Annotated in this window: 18 protein-coding genes and 2 pseudogenes; 14 read left to right on the top strand and 6 right to left on the bottom strand. The window is 56.1% G+C overall.

Annotated elements, in window-relative coordinates:
* Positions 1-15: 15 nt before the first annotated feature.
* From JZI28_RS09260 to phoB, 6 genes are all read left to right on the top strand, one after another.
* Entirely contained in the window at positions 16-1071 is a 1056-nt protein-coding gene (locus tag JZI28_RS09260) for a substrate-binding domain-containing protein (protein ID WP_297339144.1), read from the top strand.
* Positions 1072-1178: 107 nt separating this feature from the next.
* Positions 1179-2657 carry a phosphate ABC transporter permease subunit PstC gene (pstC, locus tag JZI28_RS09255; RefSeq protein WP_375699930.1) on the top strand — a complete coding sequence of 493 codons (1479 nt, stop codon included), beginning with the start codon at positions 1179-1181 and terminating at the stop codon, positions 2655-2657.
* Entirely contained in the window at positions 2657-4009 is a 1353-nt protein-coding gene (pstA, locus tag JZI28_RS09250) for a phosphate ABC transporter permease PstA (protein ID WP_348154032.1), read from the top strand. Before pstC ends, pstA begins: the two co-directional genes overlap by 1 nt.
* Positions 4010-4023: 14 nt before the next feature.
* Positions 4024-4821, top strand: a complete 798-nt coding sequence (gene pstB / locus JZI28_RS09245; protein ID WP_295455575.1) for a phosphate ABC transporter ATP-binding protein PstB — start codon at positions 4024-4026, stop codon at positions 4819-4821.
* A 19-nt stretch (positions 4822-4840) separates the two neighbouring features.
* Positions 4841-5551 (top strand): phosphate signaling complex protein PhoU, encoded by a 711-nt coding sequence (phoU, locus tag JZI28_RS09240; RefSeq protein WP_295455576.1) that lies wholly within the window; start codon positions 4841-4843, stop codon positions 5549-5551.
* A gap of 3 nt (positions 5552-5554) precedes the next feature.
* Positions 5555-6244 (top strand): phosphate regulon transcriptional regulator PhoB, encoded by a 690-nt coding sequence (gene phoB / locus JZI28_RS09235; protein WP_297341829.1) that lies wholly within the window; start codon positions 5555-5557, stop codon positions 6242-6244.
* A 91-nt stretch (positions 6245-6335) separates the two neighbouring features.
* Here the strand turns inward: phoB and JZI28_RS09230 are convergent, their stop codons facing one another.
* A complete protein-coding gene (locus JZI28_RS09230) occupies positions 6336-7250 on the bottom strand; it encodes a LysR substrate-binding domain-containing protein (protein WP_375699929.1) in 915 nt (304 codons plus the stop codon).
* A 109-nt stretch (positions 7251-7359) separates the two neighbouring features.
* On the opposite strand from JZI28_RS09230, the gene JZI28_RS09225 reads away from it, so the two are divergent.
* Together JZI28_RS09225 and JZI28_RS09220 are read left to right on the top strand one after the other, a co-directional pair.
* A complete protein-coding gene (locus JZI28_RS09225) occupies positions 7360-8580 on the top strand; it encodes an acyl-CoA dehydrogenase (protein ID WP_295455579.1) in 1221 nt (406 codons plus the stop codon).
* A 763-nt stretch (positions 8581-9343) separates the two neighbouring features.
* Positions 9344-11101, top strand: a complete 1758-nt coding sequence (locus tag JZI28_RS09220) for a SulP family inorganic anion transporter (protein ID WP_375699928.1) — start codon at positions 9344-9346, stop codon at positions 11099-11101.
* Between the two features lie 13 nt (positions 11102-11114).
* Here JZI28_RS09220 and JZI28_RS09215 read toward each other — a convergent pair whose 3' ends face one another.
* Both JZI28_RS09215 and JZI28_RS09210 read right to left on the bottom strand, forming a co-directional pair.
* Positions 11115-11480 (bottom strand): VOC family protein, encoded by a 366-nt coding sequence (locus JZI28_RS09215; RefSeq protein WP_375699927.1) that lies wholly within the window; start codon positions 11478-11480, stop codon positions 11115-11117.
* Between the two features lie 421 nt (positions 11481-11901).
* Positions 11902-13064, bottom strand: a protein-coding gene (locus tag JZI28_RS09210) for an IS3 family transposase (RefSeq protein ID WP_375699926.1) whose coding sequence is annotated in 2 segments (ribosomal slippage) — positions 11902-12782 and positions 12782-13064 — 1164 coding nt in all. Because the reading frame shifts where the segments join, the coding sequence is not laid out codon by codon here.
* A gap of 159 nt (positions 13065-13223) precedes the next feature.
* Between JZI28_RS09210 and JZI28_RS09205 the strand changes: the two genes are divergently transcribed.
* Positions 13224-13469, top strand: coding sequence for a hypothetical protein (locus JZI28_RS09205; protein WP_375699925.1), 246 nt, complete (start codon positions 13224-13226; stop codon positions 13467-13469).
* A 38-nt stretch (positions 13470-13507) separates the two neighbouring features.
* Here the strand turns inward: JZI28_RS09205 and JZI28_RS09200 are convergent.
* The 3 genes and pseudogenes from JZI28_RS09200 to JZI28_RS09190 all read right to left on the bottom strand — a co-directional run.
* Positions 13508-14434 (bottom strand): annotated as a pseudogene (locus JZI28_RS09200) (ISNCY family transposase); the annotation flags it as partial.
* Positions 14430-15517, bottom strand: a protein-coding gene (locus JZI28_RS09195; RefSeq protein ID WP_375697739.1) for an IS3 family transposase whose coding sequence is annotated in 2 segments (ribosomal slippage) — positions 14430-15256 and positions 15256-15517 — 1089 coding nt in all. Because the reading frame shifts where the segments join, the coding sequence is not laid out codon by codon here. The gene JZI28_RS09195 and the pseudogene JZI28_RS09200, both read right to left, overlap by 5 nt.
* Before the next feature lie 71 nt (positions 15518-15588).
* A pseudogene (locus JZI28_RS09190) lies at positions 15589-16035 on the bottom strand (helix-turn-helix domain-containing protein); the annotation flags it as partial.
* 49 nt (positions 16036-16084) lie between these two features.
* Between JZI28_RS09190 and JZI28_RS09185 the strand changes: the two are divergent.
* From JZI28_RS09185 to JZI28_RS09165, 5 genes are all read left to right on the top strand, one after another.
* Entirely contained in the window at positions 16085-16897 is an 813-nt protein-coding gene (locus tag JZI28_RS09185) for a major capsid protein P2 (protein ID WP_375699924.1), read from the top strand.
* Positions 16898-16950: 53 nt separating this feature from the next.
* Positions 16951-17361 (top strand): hypothetical protein, encoded by a 411-nt coding sequence (locus tag JZI28_RS09180; protein WP_375699923.1) that lies wholly within the window; start codon positions 16951-16953, stop codon positions 17359-17361.
* A 166-nt stretch (positions 17362-17527) separates the two neighbouring features.
* Positions 17528-17971 carry a hypothetical protein gene (locus JZI28_RS09175; protein ID WP_375699922.1) on the top strand — a complete coding sequence of 148 codons (444 nt, stop codon included), beginning with the start codon at positions 17528-17530 and terminating at the stop codon, positions 17969-17971.
* Position 17972: 1 nt separating this feature from the next.
* Positions 17973-18293 (top strand): hypothetical protein, encoded by a 321-nt coding sequence (locus JZI28_RS09170; protein ID WP_375699921.1) that lies wholly within the window; start codon positions 17973-17975, stop codon positions 18291-18293.
* Positions 18290-18559 (top strand): hypothetical protein, encoded by a 270-nt coding sequence (locus JZI28_RS09165; protein ID WP_375699920.1) that lies wholly within the window; start codon positions 18290-18292, stop codon positions 18557-18559. Before JZI28_RS09170 ends, JZI28_RS09165 begins: the two co-directional genes overlap by 4 nt.
* The last annotated feature ends 12 nt before the right edge of the window (positions 18560-18571 follow it).

Below are 18571 nucleotides of genomic sequence, written 5' to 3'. Positions count from 1 at the left end.
CTCATGGAGACTCTCATGTCCTTTGTGAAACTGACCGCTTCTGCCCTGACCATTGCTGCCGCCACTGCGACGGCTGCCACTGCGCGTGACCAGGTTCAGGTTGCTGGCTCCTCGACCGTTCTTCCCTATGCTTCCATCGTTGCCGAAGCCTTTGGCGAAAACTTCGACTTCCCCACCCCTGTTGTTGAATCCGGTGGCTCTTCTGCTGGTCTGAAACGGTTCTGTGAAGGTGTTGGCGAAAACACCATCGACGTCGCCAACGCGTCGCGCGCCATCAAGGAAAAAGAAATCAAAGCCTGCGCCGAGGCTGGTGTCACCGACATCATCGAAGTGCGCATCGGCTATGATGGCATCGTCTTTGCCTCCGACATCAACGGCAACGAATTTGCCTACACCCCAACCGACTGGTTCCTGGCGCTGTCTGACGAGATCCTGGTTGACGGTAAAATGGTTCCAAACCCAAACAAGACCTGGGCCGACGTGAACCCATCTTTCCCAGCTCAGGCCCTGCAGGCCTTTATTCCTGGCACCAAGCACGGCACCCGTGAAGTGTTCGAAGACAAAGTGATCCTGGCAGGCTGTGAAGCCACCGGCGCATTCGAGCACCTGCTGGCCCATGCCGAAGGCGACACCGCCAAGGCACAGAAAAAAGCCGCTGAAAAAGCCTGTATCTCGCTGCGCACCGATGGCGTTTCTGTCGACATCGACGGCGACTACACCGAGACCCTGGCCCGTATTGAAAGCAACAAGGACGGCATCGGCGTCTTTGGTCTGGCGTTCTATGAGAACAACACCGACAAGCTGCAGGTTGCGACCATGTCCGGTATCGTGCCGTCGACTGAAAGCATCGCCACCGGCGAATACCCTGTGTCGCGCCCCCTGTTCTTCTACGTGAAAAAAGCCCACATCGGCGTGATCCCAGGCCTGAAAGAATATGCTGAGTTCTTCATCTCTGATGAGGTTGCCGGCCCCGATGGCCCACTGTCCGAGTATGGCCTGGTTGCTGACCCAGAACTGAGCGACACGCAGGACGCGGTTGCCAACGAAGCCACCATGGGCGGCAACTCCTAATCGCCCCCAGTACATAGCTTTTGACTGGGGCGGGCTCTCCGCCCCAGTCTTAATTCCTGGACCAGATCCAGCTCTCATTTTCTGCCGCTGCCATACCGGAGCATAAGATGCCAACATTCTGGCTTGTCGTTGTCCTGCTGGCGCTTACTGCGCTTGGCTATTGGTTCGGGCGCCGTCGCGCCCTGAACTCGGCGCAGGGAAACCCGCGCGAACTGCATTCACTGCCCGTCTATTACGGCGCCAATGTCGCCATGAGCGTTGCTATTCCAGCCCTGATCACCCTGATGATCTGGCTGTTGGCGCAGCCTCTCCTGATTGAAAATCGGGTGTCGGCAACGATCCCCGCAGAACTGATCCCTGAAAACACCAGCATTGGCCTGGTGATGAGTGACGTGCGCCGCCTGGCCGAAGGCCTGGACGAGGCTGTCCTGCAGGGGGTTATGACCAAGAGCCAGTCGATCACACTGAATACCGAAGCCAGTGATATTCGCGCGGTTCTCGGGACTGTTGGGGTTGCCCTGGGGTCTGAAGTGCGCCCCGAAGTGCTGGAGGCCGCGCAAAGCTACCGCAGGCTGTCCAGTGTGGGGTCAACCGCCATGACCCTGGTCTGCCTGGTCCTGGCGCTGATTGGGTTTGGACTATCTACGCTGCGTACCACCAAAGAGTTTCGTGCCCGAAACGTTGTGGAACGCGGTGTTCTAGCGCTGCTCATTCTGGCTGCATCGCTGGCGATCCTCACCACGGTTGGCATCGTATTGTCGATGCTGTTTGAGACCATCAACTTCTTTGGCTTGCATGCCTGGAGCGACTTTTTCTTTGGCTCTACCTGGGCGCCGAACTTCCGCGGCGACAGTGAGCTGTCGATGTTGCCTTTGCTCTGGGGGACGCTCTACATCTCGGCGATTGCTTTGATGGTTGCGGTACCCATCGGCCTGTTTGCCGCCATCTACCTGTCTGAATATGCCAGCTCCACGGTGCGCTCCTTTGCCAAACCGCTGCTTGAGATCCTCGCTGGGATCCCAACTATCGTCTATGGTCTTTTTGCGCTGCTGACGGTTGGTCCGCTGCTGCTCAAACTTTTCGGCCAGGGTGAAGACGGTGTGCTTGGGCTCAGCTGGATGACAGGCGCGACCTCGGTTCTGACCGCTGGGGTGGTGATGGGCATCATGCTGATCCCCTTTGTGTCCTCGCTGTCGGATGACATTATCAACGCCGTGCCGCAATCCTTGCGTGATGGCTCGCTTGGCCTTGGTGCCACCCCATCGGAAACCATTCGTCAGGTGGTTTTGCCGGCCGCGCTTCCGGGGATTGTTGGCGCCATTCTGCTGGCGGCCTCGCGCGCCATCGGCGAGACAATGATTGTGGTTATGGGGGCAGGGGCAATTGCCAAGTTCTCGGCCAATCCTTTCGAATCCATGACAACAATCACCACCCGCGTGGTCAGCCAGCTGACTGGCGATACCGATTTTGCCAGCCCCGAAACTCTGGTAGCCTTTGCCCTCGGGCTTTCCCTCTTTGTCCTTACCCTGGGCCTAAACGTCCTGGCGCTCTATATTGTGCGCAAATATCGGGAGCAGTACGACTAATGACCGATCTCAGCTCAACCCCGAACCAGCCGGCACCAGCGCAGAGCTCTTTGCTGACCCTGTCCCAGCGGACCATCAAGCGTAATGCGTCGGAAACCCGGTTCAAAGCCTATGGTATTGCTGCCATCGCCGTCGGCCTGATTATGCTGCTGGTTCTGGTGACCACAATTGTCGGCCGCGGCACTGGTGCCTTTCAGCAGACCTTTATTACCGTGAATGTTGAATTGCTGGAAAGCAAACTGGACAAAAACGGCGAACGCAACATCGAAGACATCAAGCGCGTCACCACCTTTGGCTATGCGCCCTTGATCAAATCCGCGATGCAGACAGCGGTTTCAGACCTGGGCATTGAGACCAGCCTGAAATCCAAGGATATGGCGGGTCTTTTGTCGAAGAACGCTGTGGCGCAACTGCGGGCCTTTGTACTGGCCAACCCTGATCAGATTGGCGAAACCGTTGAGTTTCGTTTTCTGGCCCAAAGCCGTGTTGACGGCTATCTGAAGGATCGGGTGTCCCGCGACAGCATTGCCAATGACAAGAATATCTCTCCGGCGCAGCTGGATCTGGTGGATGCTCTGATTGCGGCTGGGGTCATTGAAAAAACCTTTAACCTTGACTTCATCACCGGCTCTGACGCCTCGGACCAGCGTCCCGAAGCTGCCGGCATGGGGGTTTCGATGCTGGGGTCGCTGTTCATGATGCTGGTGGTGCTGGCCCTGGCCCTGCCCATTGGTGTGGCTGCCTCAATCTATCTGGAAGAGTTTGCCCCCAAGAACTGGATCACCGATGTGATTGAAGTGAACATTGCCAACCTCGCGGCGGTGCCCTCGATTGTCTACGGTATTCTGGGGCTGGCGGTTTTCATCAACTATATGCATCTGCCGATGTCGGCGCCGCTGGTTGGTGGCCTGGTGCTGACGCTGATGACACTGCCGACGATCATCATCTCCACCCGTGCTGCCCTAAAGGCGGTTCCGCCCTCGATCCGGGATGCGGCCCTGGGGGTTGGTGCTTCCAAGATGCAATCGGTTTTCCACCACGTGCTGCCCCTGGCCGCGCCTGGCATTCTGACCGGGACCATCATCGGTCTGGCCCAGGCCCTGGGGGAAACCGCGCCGCTGTTGTTGATCGGCATGGTTGGCTTTATCGCTTCCAATGCGCCTGAAACCATCGGGGAAGGCCTGTTGTCCCCGAACTCTGCAATGCCTGCACAAATCTACGAATGGGCCAAACGCGCCGACCCGGCCTTTTATGAACGCGCCTGGGGCGGGATTATCATCCTACTCGTTTTTCTTGTAACCATGAACACGGTGGCGGTGATACTGCGTCGTCGCTTTGAGCGTCGCTGGTAGCCGGAGGTGAGGAAATGAACACTATGAATATGTTGGATAAAACCTTGGACACAATGACCACCAAGATCTCCGCACGGGACGTGAACGTCTACTATGGGGATACGCATGCCATCAAGAACGTGAATGTCGAAATCGACTCCAACACGGTCACAGCCTTTATCGGCCCCTCGGGCTGCGGAAAGTCTACTTTCTTGCGGTGTATCAACCGGATGAACGACACAATTGATGTCTGCCGGGTGGAGGGTGACATCCTGCTGGATGGGGAAGACATCTATGACAAACGGGTCGACCCGGTGCAGTTGCGCGCCAAGGTCGGCATGGTCTTCCAAAAGCCCAATCCGTTCCCAAAATCCATCTACGACAATGTCGCCTATGGTCCCCGAATTCATGGTCTGTCGAGAAACAAGGCGGAAATGGATGAGATTGTTGAGAAATCCCTGCGCCGTGCTGCGATTTGGGAAGAGGTAAAGGACAGGTTGGATGCCCCTGGCACCGGTCTCTCTGGCGGTCAGCAACAGCGTCTGTGCATTGCCCGTGCCATTGCCACCGAGCCAGAAGTCCTGTTGATGGATGAACCCTGTTCGGCGCTGGATCCAATTGCCACGGCGCAGGTAGAAGAGCTGATCGACGAGTTGCGGTCAAATTTCTCGGTGGTAATCGTGACCCACTCGATGCAACAGGCGGCACGGGTCAGCCAGAAAACGGCCTTCTTCCATCTTGGCAATCTGGTTGAGTTTGGCGCTACAGGCCAGATTTTCACCAACCCCGAAGACCCCCGCACCGAGAGCTATATCACAGGCCGTATCGGTTAAGCCCACAAAGGAAAATACCATGGTAGAACAACATATTGCCTCCGCCTTTGATCGGGATCTCGAAGCGATTCAGGCCCAGATCATGAAGATGGGGGGACTGGTCGAAGCGGCCATCGTCGATTCTGCACGGGCGCTGGAGACCCGGGATGAAGAGCTGGCGCAACAGGTGCGTCTTGCGGATCAGGCCATTGATGGGCTGGAAGAGCTGATTAATGAAGAATCTGCCCGGGTGATTGCCATGCGGGCCCCGGCCGCGGTTGATTTGCGGGTGGTGTTGTCGGTGATGAAAATCGCCGGCAATCTGGAACGCATCGGTGATTACTCCAAAAACATCGCCAAACGCACGGGTGTGCTGATCCAGTGGCATGACAGCACCGACAGCTCCTCTGCCTTGCGTAGAATGGCCCGCGAGGTCGAACTGATGCTCAAGGATGCGTTGGACGCCTATATCCAACGGGATGTTGAACTGGCAGCGGATGTGATCATCCGGGACCGTGAAGTCGATCAGATGTACAATGCGCTGTTTCGCGAGTTTCTGACGCATATGATGGAAGATCCGCGCAACATTACCGCCTGTATGCACCTGCATTTTATTGCTAAAAACATCGAACGCATGGGCGATCACGTGACCTCTATTTCTGAGGAGCTGATCTATCTGGTGACTGGCAACCGCCCCGAGGATGAGCGGCCCAAAGCCGATACCACCTCCACCGCGATCGGGGAGCTTTGATCCATGACTGCCGATCAGCCTACTGTCCTGATCATCGAAGATGAATTGGCGCAGCGGGAAGTCCTTGCCTACAATCTGGAGGCCGATGGTTTTCGGGTCCTCCGGGCAGAAAACGGCGAAGAAGGCCTGCTGCTTGTCGAAGAAGACATGCCCGATATTATCGTGCTGGATTGGATGATGCCAAATCTGAGCGGTATCGAGGTGTGTCGCCGCCTGAAAACACGGCCTGAAACACGCGGCATTCCGATTATCATGTTGTCGGCCCGATCCGAGGAGGTCGATAAGGTGCGCGGGTTGGAAACCGGCGCGGATGACTATGTGGTCAAACCCTATTCGGTGATTGAGCTGATGGCGCGGGTGCGTACCCAGCTGCGCCGGGTGCGCCCGTCGACCGTCGGCGTGCGTTTGGAGTTTGATGACATCATACTGGATGCAGAAACCCATAAGGTCAGCCGCTCGGAAAACTCGCTGAAGCTGGGGCCAACCGAGTTTCGCCTGCTGTCCACCTTTATGGAAAAGCCAGGTCGTGTCTGGAGCCGAGAGCAATTGCTGGACCGGGTTTGGGGCCGTGACATCTATGTCGATACCCGGACCGTCGATGTGCATATTGGCCGTTTGCGCAAAGCCCTGACCCAGTTCGGCGGGGATGACCCGGTGCGAACCGTGCGCGGGGCAGGCTACGCCTTGGGCTAAATCTGGCCAGAACCAGGACGGGACGCGAAGTCAAATGGGTGCCCTTGTTTGGGCGCCCATTTTGTTATCCGCTGCGGTGAACTGGCGGGCCTTATCGCGGCAACGGATCTTCGGGCTGGGCCTGTCCCTCTAGCCAGTGACGAAAGGTCGTCAACGCCGGATCGCGGGATTTGTTTTTGGGCCAAACCAGATAATAGGCGCCGGAAGCCTCGGTTGTTTGCGGCTGTAGCGCCGTCAATCGCCCGGTGGCGATGTCTTGTTCCACCAGATAGTCCGGCATCAGGGCCACGCCCAGCCCATGCTGCGCAGCCTGCGTTATTGTTGAGAATTGATCATACATTGTGCCGCCCATCTCCTCTGGGCTGGCGTCAACCTGGTGGAGATTAAACCAATCCAGCCAAGCCTTTGGGCGGGTCTGAATATGCAGGAGCGGCATTTTGAGGATTTGCTGCGCGGGAACATAGTTGCCAATGGCCACCAGTTCCGGGCTGCAAACCGGCAGAAGATGCTCACTTTTCAACAGCAGGCTATCGGTTCCGGGCCAGTCCGCGTTTCCAAAATGTATTGCTGCATCAATTGGTTCACTGCCAAAGCTGAAAGCCTGCAGCCGGGTTGTCATATTGATGGTGATATCGGGGTGGCGGCGGGCGAATTCCGGCAGGCGCGGCATTAACCACCGCATCCCAAAGGCCGGCAAGATCGCCAGATTTAGGGTTCCCGCCAGTGGTGCCGTCTGCACCCGCAGGGTGGATTGGGTAATCTTGTCCAGCGCTTCACGGATCTCGCCGGCATAGGTTTCCGCCTCCGGTGTCAGATGCAGCTTTTTGCGGTCGCGCTGGACCAAAGCCACCCCAAGCTGCGCCTCAAGGGTTTGTAATTGCCGACTAACTGCGCCCTGGGTCAGGCACAGCTCTTCGGCTGCCGCAGAAGCACTGCCAAGCCGGTCGAGGGCTTCAAGAGCGCGCAGGGCAGAGATTGAGGGGAGGAATCGCCGGGGATGTTGCATGTATGAGTTTTACTCATGTTTGAGTGCCAAAGTCTCGCTGTTTTTTTGTCAGGGCAGCTGTTAATCTTTGCGCAACACACGCCATAAATCCAATATTGAGGATCTTTTGATGACTGATAAGCCAAGCCTGCGCGCCAAAGACGCCCCTGATCTGGGAGGGTTCACCTGGGAAGATCCCCTGCGTATGGACGACCAGCTGAGCGAAGATGAGCGGATGATCACCGCCTCCGCTCGGGCCTATGCCCAGGAAAAGCTGCAGCCACGGGTCACCGCGGCCTATGAAAACGAAGAAACCGATCCCGCGATCTTCCGTGAAATGGGTGAAATGGGTCTGCTGGGCACCACCATCCCCGAGGAATACGGCGGATTGGGCGGCGGCTATGTCTCCTACGGTCTGGTTGCCCGCGAGGTCGAGCGCGTCGACAGTGGCTATCGCTCGATGATGTCGGTGCAAAGCTCGCTGGTGATGTATCCCATCTATGCCTATGGCAGCGAAGAACAGCGTCAGAAATACCTGCCCAAACTGGCCTCTGGGGAATGGATCGGGTGCTTTGGCCTGACCGAGCCTGACGCAGGTTCAGACCCCGCCGGCATGAAAACCCGCGCCGAAAAAACCGCGACGGGCTATAAGCTGACCGGTTCCAAGATGTGGATTTCAAACGCACCGATTGCGGATGTCTTTGTTGTTTGGGCCAAGTCCGAAGAACACGGCGGCAAGATCCGTGGCTTTGTGCTGGAAAAAGGCATGAAGGGCCTCTCGGCGCCAAAGATCCAGAACAAAGCCTCGCTGCGGGCTTCGATCACCGGTGAAATCGTCATGGATGGCGTTGAAGTTGGTGATGAGGCGCTGTTGCCGCATGTGCAGGGGCTGAAAGGTCCGTTTGGCTGTCTGAACCGGGCGCGCTATGGCATCAGCTGGGGCGCAATGGGCGCGGCAGAGGCCTGCTGGCATGCGGCCCGCCAATATGGTCTGGACCGCCATCAGTTTGGCCGTCCGCTGGCCAACACCCAATTGTTCCAACTGAAGCTCGCCAATATGCAGACCGAAATCACCCTCGGGTTGCAGGCCTCTTTGCGGGTTGGCCGCCTGATGGATCAGGCAAACGCTGCGCCAGAGATGATTTCTATCGTTAAGCGCAACAACTGCGGCAAGGCGCTGGAGATTGCCCGCAATGCCCGTGACATGCATGGCGGCAACGGCATCAGCCTGGAATTCAACGTCATTCGCCACATGGTGAACCTGGAGACCGTTAACACCTATGAGGGCACCCACGACGTGCATGCGCTGATCCTTGGCCGGGCTCAAACCGGTTTGCAGGCGTTTTTCTAAGGAGAGCGTGCCTTTCATAGGCAGGTTTTTGGAGAATTTGATCAGACACTGGGCGAGGGGTGGTGAGCCATCCCTCGCCCAGTGTCATTCCTGGCCTGCATTTGCGCAATATCAGATTGCAATTATGCAGATTCCAGAGGTTGGGAGCCCATCCCGGCAAAGCTGCAAGGGGTAGACGGGGGATTTTGTCCTCTCCGGGACATGGTTAGGATCCAAAACCCTTAACAGGCTGCTTTGCTACCTAAAGCCCGATCTGCAGTGGAGGTCTGCTGATCTTATCTTGAAAACAAAGGGCTTGAGAGCAGCAGGCCTGGGGTGCGCTGTGTCGCAGTCCGGTTCATTTGGTTACCATCGCCGATGCCGACCTCGGGATTGTACAAAACCAGAGTGGCGCGGCACGCCTGTTGCAGGCATTTTTGCAGAGGGTGCTTAGCGGCGCCATAGGGCAGGGTGATCTTGCAGCGAGGCAATGGGGAAAGCCGCTCCGCAAGAGAGTAAACGCCGATCTCGGGCACGCTTTGCAAAAATAAATCTATAGGTTTGCACAGATGCAGCCGCAAAAACGCAAGACTGACAGGCCTAACCCGCCGGAGACCTAAACATTATCGCATCTTTACAATAAGTTAACACCTTTCGTCGGGCCTGTGAAGGCTTTTCTTTCGCTTTGGTCGGCGCCAGGGGTTTACTCTCACCTATTTACATATAAATAAATGAATGTGTAAATATTCCCGGCCCAGAGGGCGTTAAACGGATGAGAGCGGCAATGACAAAAACAGCCTCGGGCACCCCGCAGTGGAAAAGGCTTTTCCCGATCCTAACCTGGGGCGCTGCTTACAATAGACAAGATCTGGGTGGCGATGTCACTGCAGCGGTGATTGTCACCATCATGCTGATCCCCCAATCCCTGGCCTATGCCTTGCTGGCGGGACTTCCCGCAGAGGTTGGGCTATACGCCTCGATCCTGCCCTTGGTCGCCTATGCCATCTTTGGCACCTCACGGGTATTGGCGGTGGGGCCGGTCGCGGTGGTTTCCTTAATGTCTGCCTCGGCCCTGTCATCGCTGGGGCTGGAAAGTGTCGCCGAATATGTTGCTGCCTCAGCTGTGTTGGCGCTGATGTCGGGGGTTTTGCTGGTTGCCATGGGGGTGCTGAAACTGGGCGTGGTCGCAAACCTGCTCTCACATCCTGTTATCGCAGGGTTTATTACCGCCTCAGGCCTGTTGATCGCGGTGAGCCAGGCCAAGCACATACTGGGTATCAAAGCCTCGGGGCATAACTTGATAGAGATCCTTGGGTCGCTGGGGCAGGGGCTGGGACAGGTCAATTTTGTGACGCTTATCTTAGGTCTTGGTGTCCTGGCCTTTTTGTTCTGGCTCCGCCTTGGGCTTTCGGATCTGTTGCAGGGCAAATTTGGCCTGTCCAAGCTGGCAGCGGGTACTATTGTGCGCGTTGGCCCGGTTTTTGCTGTCTTTGGTACCATTGCCTTGTCCTGGGGGTTGGATCTGCCAGCCCTCGGGGTTTCGGTTGTTGGGACGGTGCCAACTGGCTTGCCGCCTTTAGGGCTGCCGACACTGGACAGTTCGGTATTAACCGCCCTGATTGGCCCTGCGGTGTTGATCACCATCATCGGCTATGTGGAAAGCGTCTCTGTCGCCCAGACCCTGGCCGCCAAGCGCCGCCAAAAGATTGACCCCAATCAGGAGCTGACAGCCCTGGGGGCCGCAAATATCGCCTCCGCTTTGTCGGGGGGGTATGCGGTCACCGGTGGCTTTGCCAGATCGGTGGTGAACTTTGACGCCGGTGCACGTACCCCAGCGGCTGGCGCCCTGACCGCAATTGGTTTGACTTTGGCCGCTATCTATCTGACACCATATCTTTATTTCCTGCCAACCGCGACATTGGCAGCCACTATAATCGTAGCCGTTCTGTCGCTGGTCGATCTCTCCATCCTAAAAACCGCCTGGAGCTATTCGCGTGCAGATTTTGCCGCCGTCTTTGTGACCGTTGTATTGACACTGCTGGTTGGAGTCGAAACCGGTGTTGGTGCCGGGGTTGCGACCTCGATTGCGCTGTTCCTGTGGAAAACCTCGCGCCCCCATGTGGCTGAGGTCGGGCAGGTGCCAGGGAGCCAGCATTTTAGAAACATTGACCGCCATCAGGTGCTGACCGACCCGACGTTGGTCACGCTCAGGATTGACGAGAGCCTGTATTTTGCCAATGCCCGGCGCATGGAAGAGCTGATCCTGGATCGTGTCCATCGCGGGGCAGGCCAGCTGCGCCACGTTGTCTTGATGTGTTCGGCTGTCAATGAAATCGACCTCAGCGCCCTGGAATCCCTTGAGGCCATCAACCACCAGCTTGCTGATCTTGGGGTGCAGCTGCATCTGTCAGAGGTCAAAGGACCGGTGATGGATCGTTTGAAACGGAGCCATTTTCTGGATGACCTCAGCGGCGAAGTTTTTCTATCGCAGAACTGTGCCTATGAAAAACTGACAAAGGATCAGAAGCCAGACCCGTCTTAGGGGCACAGCGAACCTATAGCGGCATAAAAGCTCTGCTTGAAACTTGAACGGTGTTGCCCGACGGATCCTTTGTATTGGCAAAGCTATATCCGTCAGCCTGGAAAACAGTACCAAACGTCAAACCGTTACCGCGCGCAGCTTCGCAAAAAGCCGGGACGTCTTTGACATCAAACACCAGCTTTACAAGAACCTGACCCTCCTTTTGCTTGGCGGATGCAGGGTGCAAGAGTATAGGAATTCCGTTGTCTTTTGGCTGTAGTTCTAAGATCCGATCGCCCTCGATATGGGAGAGCGTATAACCAAAATGTTTGGAATAAAACGCAACCATTTGCTCGATCTTATGAGTGTAAATAATGATGCGCCCAAGTGCTGCTGTCATTGCTACTGCCTTTGCATCGTTTGGGTTGAAACCGATGTATCAGAGAATGCCTGACCGTGTCAGGTTTGCCCGCGCAAAGCAATCAGGCCGGCCATCTCAGGTATGGCGTGTTTGTTGCGCGCGTTTTGAATGTCGTTTGGTGACGACCAGGCGGTTTTAAGCATCATATTTTTGGCCTGGCATTGGTTGGGGACGTGCGCTCGCAACTTTCTCACCATGTAAACGCCATTCAGAAATGTCACTGGCCGCGCTAAGCAGAAGTGTCACCAAGGACGCTGACGGTAGCAAGGCTTAGCAGCCCGTAGACGCCAAATATCGCAGGGTTGATAAGCCTTGTGGGAAAAGAGAGTGTCGGCACTCGGTGGAACGAAAATGTGCGGTTTGAGCTACTCCCCAATCCTTGGACAGGATCTGGGGTGATTTAAGCTACTCTTTGCATCTGCTGATCGGGGTTGGTTGCTTCGTTTCTCTGCCAATAGATCACAGCGGGTGGTTTGCCGCCAAGGGCGGAATGAGGGCGCTTGTGGTTGTAGAACGCGATCCACTTTCTGACGCCAGCTTTGGCCTCTGATCCGGTCTCCCATGCGTGCAGATAAACGCATTCGTATTTCAGCGACCGCCACAGTCGTTCGACAAAGATATTGTCGAGGAACCGGCCTTTGCCGTCCATTGAGATGCGGATGCCGGATCGACGCAGGCGGTCGGTCCAAGCAAATGACGTGAACTGGCTGCCCTGATCCGTATTCATGATCTCGGGTGGGCCGAACTTGTGGATCGCTTCATTCAAGGCATCAACACAGAACTCGGCTTCCAGCGTGTTTGAGATACGCCACGCCAGCACCTTGCGCGTGTGCCAGTCCATGATGGCGACCAAATATAAAAACCCACGCCGCATCGGCAGGTAGGTGATGTCGGCGCACCAAACTTGGTTGGGCCGATCCACGCGCAAGCCGCGCAACAGATAAGGGTAAATCTTGTGACCCTTCGCTGCCTTGCTGGTGTTGGGCTTCTGATAGATCGGCATGAGGCCCATCAGCCGCATCAGGCGTCTGATCCGCTTCTTATTGACGAGGTGGTCGTCATTGCGTAGGTGCCATGTCATCTGACGCACGCCGTAAAACGGCGTTTCCAGGAACTGCTTGTCGATCAGGCGCATCAGATCGAGGTTCATCTCACTTTCGCCCTTCGGCTCATAGTAGAACGAGGACCGCGAGATCGACAGCAGCGAACATTGCTTGCTGACTGACAGACCTTTTAGGTTCGGCTCAATCATCTTGCGCCTCACTTGCCGGTCCAAGGTTTGAGCTTTCTGGCCAAAAAATCGTTGGCGACGGCCAACTCCCCAATCTTGGCGTGCAGGTCTTTGACCTGCTCCTCATCGACTTCCGGTGCCTTCCGTCCGCCACGCTCAAATACGCCCGATGCGCCTTCAAGTAATGCGCGCTTCCACTGATGGATCATCGTTGGGTGCACGCCAAACCGAATGGCCAAATCGCTGACCGTCTCTTCGCCTTTCAACGCCTCCAACGCCTCCAACGCCTCCTTGGCTTTGAATTCTGGATGATGTTGCTTCCGTTTCGACATTCCTGATCTCCTTCGTGTTGAAGATCAGCAGACAACAAATAGCAGCTTACGTCAGTGTCCGAATTTCGGGGGGTAGCTCAGTTTGAACCCATGTTGACTTGTGTCGGAGCCCGAAACTAACGTCATCCGTTGCCATTTTCACAAAGGTCAAGTGGAACCATGAAAATTGACTGCCGAGCCACAATCTTCGCTGGAGATTTTGATGAGCATCCTTCGGATGACTATGTTTGGGTGGCAGCCTGGTTAGAAAAATGGGGCGAGAACATAATCGTTGCGAGTTATTCCACTGGAGGGTGGGAACACATCTGGAATGTCTCTGGTCCCAAAGACGCCATCGAGGAAATTCCTGAAAATCTACTCTGTGGAAGTGATTGGGCTGGAGTTACAGGTGTATCGACCAATTGATTTGGCAACACCGAACAGCAGCAAAATCCGCACGGCAGTCATTCCTTTGCCATCACCGTCTCTAACACAGCGTTCTTTTTGTTGCGCGGCTTATATCCCATCTTCTCGGAATTGGTCCGCACCTTTGGCTTTGGTGGCGCTTTCTCCTGCAGCTCTTTGACATGAGCCAGAACCGCACTGAGGCGCTTGTTCTCGGTGACGGCAGCATGGGTGACCCGCTGGTCCATATCAAAGACCCTGTAGGGCAGGGACTGGCCTTTCCAGCGCAGCTCAAACCGGCCATCCGCAAAGGCATAGGTATCCACATATTTGCCAACCAAAGCGCGTGACAGCTCATTCTCTTCCAGCATGATCCGCTTGCGTTCATAGGAAAATGTGAGCTGCTTGCCAACATAACGGTTCTCGCGCCAGCACAGCACTTCCGCCAGCCGATCCGGCTCGACATTCAACGCCCGATGCAGGTTGTCCGGTTTGGCCGGAGCCTTGGAAAACTTGGCGTTGAAGCGGTTCTTGAAACCTTCAAGAAAAGCGTTTCCGGCCTCCATATCCGAAACCCCCGCCAGTCTCAGTTCTTTGACAAGCCGGTCCTGAAGCGTGCGATTTGCGCGCTCTACACGGCCTTTGGCCTGAGAACTGTTGGCGCAGAGGATCTCGATGTTCAGCTCATTCAACGCGCGCCCGAACTGGGTCATGCCAGCGCCGTTCCTGGCGTCAGCTTTGTTCACACGAAAAACTGAATGCTTGTCGCTGTAGAAGGCGACCGGGCGACCATGCTGGGCCAAATAACTTTGCAACGCCTCGAAATAGCTGAAGGTGCTCTCGGACTGCACAAATCGCAATTCCATCAGGGTGCTTGTCGCGTCATCGATGAATACGAGCAAAGTGCAAGGCGGGGCACGATCCTCAAACCAGCGATGATCGGGTAATCCCCCCATTTTTAATTGGGTCCAGCCGTAGAATTCACGCAGCCGTTTTCAGTTTCATGGCGGGTGTCATGCCTCCGATGCCCATGTTGGGTCGCTCGTTGTTGTAAGTCCAGAGCCATTGTGTTGCCTGGTCCTGTGCCTCCTCGATGGTTTCGAAGATGTATTGCCCCAGCCATTCGCCACGAACGGTGCGGTTGTAGCGCTCGATATAGGCATTCTGTTGGGGCTTACCGGGCTGGATATATTCGAGCCGCACATTGCGTTTCTCAGCCCATTCCATGAGCTTCCCGCTGACGTATTCTGGGCCGTTGTCCACACGAATAGCTTGGGGCTTTCCGCGCCACTCAATGATCTGGTTCAGCGCACGCACGACACGTTCAGCAGGCAGCGAGAAGTCGACCTCAATAGCCAGTCCTTCGCGATTGAAGTCATCCAAGACGTTTAATGCCCTGATCGACCGGCCATCCGCCAGCTGATCCGCCATGAAGTCCATGGACCAAGTTTCATTTGGTCTTTCAGGCACAGCCAGTGGTTCCGGCTTGTCCCGCTTCAAGCGTTTCTTCGGCTTGATACGCAGGTTCAACGCCAGCTCACAGTAGACCCGGTAGACACGTTTATGGTTCCAGCCATAGCCCTGCACGTTGCGCAGATACAAAAAGCACAGGCCGAAGCCCCAGGTCCGCTTGTTAGCCGTCAAGCGTTCAAGCCAATCTGCGATCTCTTCGTTGTCATCGCTCAGCACAGGGCTGTATCTATAGCAGGTCTCGCTGATCTCGAACGCACGGCAGGCCAGAGCTATGCTGACCCCATATTGCGCAACTGCATTCATGGCCATCTCTCGCCGATGAGACGGCCTTAACGCTTTTTTCCAAGCGCTTCTTTCAGCAGGTCGTTTTGCATGCTCATCTCGGCATACATGCGCTTCAGACGACGGTTCTCTTCCGCCATATCCTTCATCTCGGAAATCAAGGACGCGTCCATGCCGCCAAACTTGGCCCGCCATTTGTAAAAACTCGCGCTGCTCATTCCGTGCTCGCGGCAAAGCTCAGAGACCGGCACACCGCCCTCCGCCTGCTTCAACACTGCCATGATTTGCGCGTCGCTAAATCGTCCATTCTTCATCATAAATCTCCTCAGATATCTTGCCGAGAAAATTCTACTTTGGAACACCACTATTTTTAGGGGGGATTACCATCGGAGCCGTCAATCTGGATCAATTCGCCATAACATTCCCGGCGCAGACGTGGCTGGTGAAATGTCTGGCGCTGTTTGCGCGACAGCCAAATGCCGTCTTCGATCATCCATTTACGCAAAGTCGCGCGGGACACTGTAAACCCATGATGCTCTGTCAGCTTCTCAGCCGCCAATGTTGGGCCGAAGTCTGGGTAATTCTCTTTGATCAAGCTCAGAGCATAGTCGCGCTTAGCATGATGAATGCGGTTGTTCGAAGGCCTGCCGCGCGCCTTGTGACGGATCGCGGATGCACCGTCCTGGCGGTATCTCTTCAGCAGTCGGAAAATTTGCCGCCGTGTCAGATCCAGCAGGTTCGCCGCATTGTCTACCGTCAACCGGCCATCATCGATTTGCGTCAAAACCTCCACGCGGTTCAACTCGCGCTCGCTCATCATTACCCATCCCATGTCCGCTCAGGCGCGTGCTGGCTATGACATGTAATCGGGGGGCGATGAATTGACACGCACCCTCAAAAAAATGCCAACCCCTTTGGGGATCGGCGCGGGCCAAACTGCGTCCGTAAATCTGCCCCTGGGCCTGACCTATGAGCGGCTTTATATCCGCCTCAACATTCAGGATGGCACCGCCGTTGATGTGGCCGCTGCCGACTGGGGCACCTACATTGACGAAATTCGCCTGATGGTCGATGGGGATAGCAAAATCCAAATCACTGCGGCGGATCTGGTCAAGCTGAACCAGTTTCACGGCCAGTCAATGAAGGATGGCGCATTGCCGTTGTTCTTGTCGCGGCCTTGGATGCGGACAATTTCGGGCGAGGATCAAACCGGATACGGCACGAATGGCGGTATGGCGTCCTTTACGCTGGAAATGGACCTCAAGGCAGGGATCACGGTTAACAGCCTGAACGTCTACGCCGTGCAATCCCAAGGGCGTCCTTTTGGGCCACACCTGCGCATTCAGCGCTATGTTCATAACCAGGGTGTGACCGGCGAAGCGGAAATTGCGGACATTGTGCGCGGTCCCTATGCCATGCTTGGCCTGCACCTCAACACGGCGGCTATCAAAGGCGTAGAGATCCACGCGGACAATCGCAAAGTGCATGAGAGCGACAAGGCCATTCGCGCCGCTCACTATGAGGTTGTCGGACGTGCGCCCCAGGCGGGTTTCACTCATGTTGATTTTACCGCCGAAAATCGCCTGTCAGAAGCAATGCCGATGTCGCTGCAAGACTTCCGTATGAAACTGGAATTCACCGCAACCGGCAATTTCTCGATTTACGCCGAAAGCGTCCAGGGCGCGAACGGCTGAACCACTGCGGCGGGCCAAAACCCGCCGCTAGAACTCTCTGAAAGGGGGAACTGTTGGGTATTTCTGACTATTTTTCGAAACAATACGGCAGCACCGTTGCGCCGGGCCAGGGCAGCTATTCCTACGGCGGAAAGTACGGGGAGGTTTCCCTGTGGCGGCCCAAAATCGGTGGCCTGGACATGGGGACCAATGTCCTTTCGTCCTTTCCCGGTGTCGGCGGTGGCGGCGTTGTCACTGGCTCTGTTGATGGCGGCGCGCCCGCTGTCGATTGGCTCAAGGGGCTGACGGGCGCAGTTCTTGCAAACATGGGCGCACGGGGCGAGCCGGAACCACAACAGCAATTCACGCCGGTTGCCTATAGCACCGGGGGGCAGGGTGGCGACGAAACGCCCTGGCTTGTGATCGGGCTTGGCGCGGTTGCTGTCGGTGCTGTGATCTATGCGGCAACGGGTTCTGCAAAATGACAACGCCGATGAGCCTAAGCGCGTCCAGCGGTCCAGCCATTTCAGAGGCGGGCGGATCTGGGGGCCAGTCCACAACAGGTACTTTCAACTTCAAAAGTGCCGCCTCTGAAACTTGGCAGGAAACAGCGCGGCAGGCCGTTCCCTGGGCAATTGGGGGGCTGGTCGTTTGGCTCGTACTTCTCCGAAAAAAGTGACCTTCAGTTCGGCGCGCTGGTCGCGCCGGATTGAGACTATTCTAGGCGGCATTCCAGACGCGGCAGACAATCTTGCAGATTGGAAAGCGGGCGTTTTGTCGGGTCGCTTATCGCTGTGGAGTGTTGAGCTTGATGGAAAGGCGCAAGGGGCGCTTGTCTGGGACGTAGAGCGAACCGCAACGGGTCACGGGCTGGCCTTGCTTGGCTTGGGGTGTAGCGCCGCCTCTGGGGCCTCTGTGGCGGTCTCTGCCCTGACTGCATTTGAGGGCATGGCGCGCCTGACAAACGCCTGCTTTCTGGCCTTTACAACGCGCCGCCCTGGATTGCGCCGCCTGATGCAGCGGCGGGGGTTTAAAACAACAAAAACCGAGATGATCGGCAGCGGCCATCGCTGGGAAATGAAAAGGATCGTTTAACGTGTCATCTCGCAGCAAAAGCAGCAACGCGACCACCAACACGAGCGAAGATAGCCGCGTTGCAGTCGATGGGGAAAGCCTGGGCATTTCTGCCGATGGTGATGTTTCGGTTCACATGGTTGCAGATGAAGCCTTTGAGCTTGGAAAACTGGCGATTGAAGAGGTTTCAGACACTCTAGGCCAGTCGCTCCAGGACACGCAAAAGGCGCTGTTCAAAACGCAAGACGCGGCGCGAACTGAAAGCGCCCAACTGGCGGAACAAATTATCAAAATTGGCATTCCAGCGGCGGCGCTGGTCTATATCGCAGGGAAATTGAAATGAACCATTCCACCAACTACGCAACGCGAGTTTTCACTATTCCGGCAGGTGGATCTGCTGAGATGGTCCGTAACGCCAACTTTATCACGGTTCTGGAAGCCAATGCCCCCTTCGAGGTGAGCTTTGACAATGGCCCGCGCTCTGACCTTGAAACCGGCCTGACACTGCGCACGGTTTCCGAGTTCCATAGGTTTGACCCGCATTTCCCAAGTAACTTGACGTTTTCGCGCCTCCAACGGCCACTAATGTGTTATATTTCAGTATGTTAATTTGGCTGAAGG

This window comes from Pseudophaeobacter sp. TrK17, assembly GCF_042192375.1.
In the GTDB taxonomy this organism is placed as follows: Bacteria; Pseudomonadota; Alphaproteobacteria; order Rhodobacterales; family Rhodobacteraceae; genus Pseudophaeobacter.
Note: the sequence above shows the minus strand (reverse complement) of the source record. Positions and strands in the feature narration are given on the sequence as shown.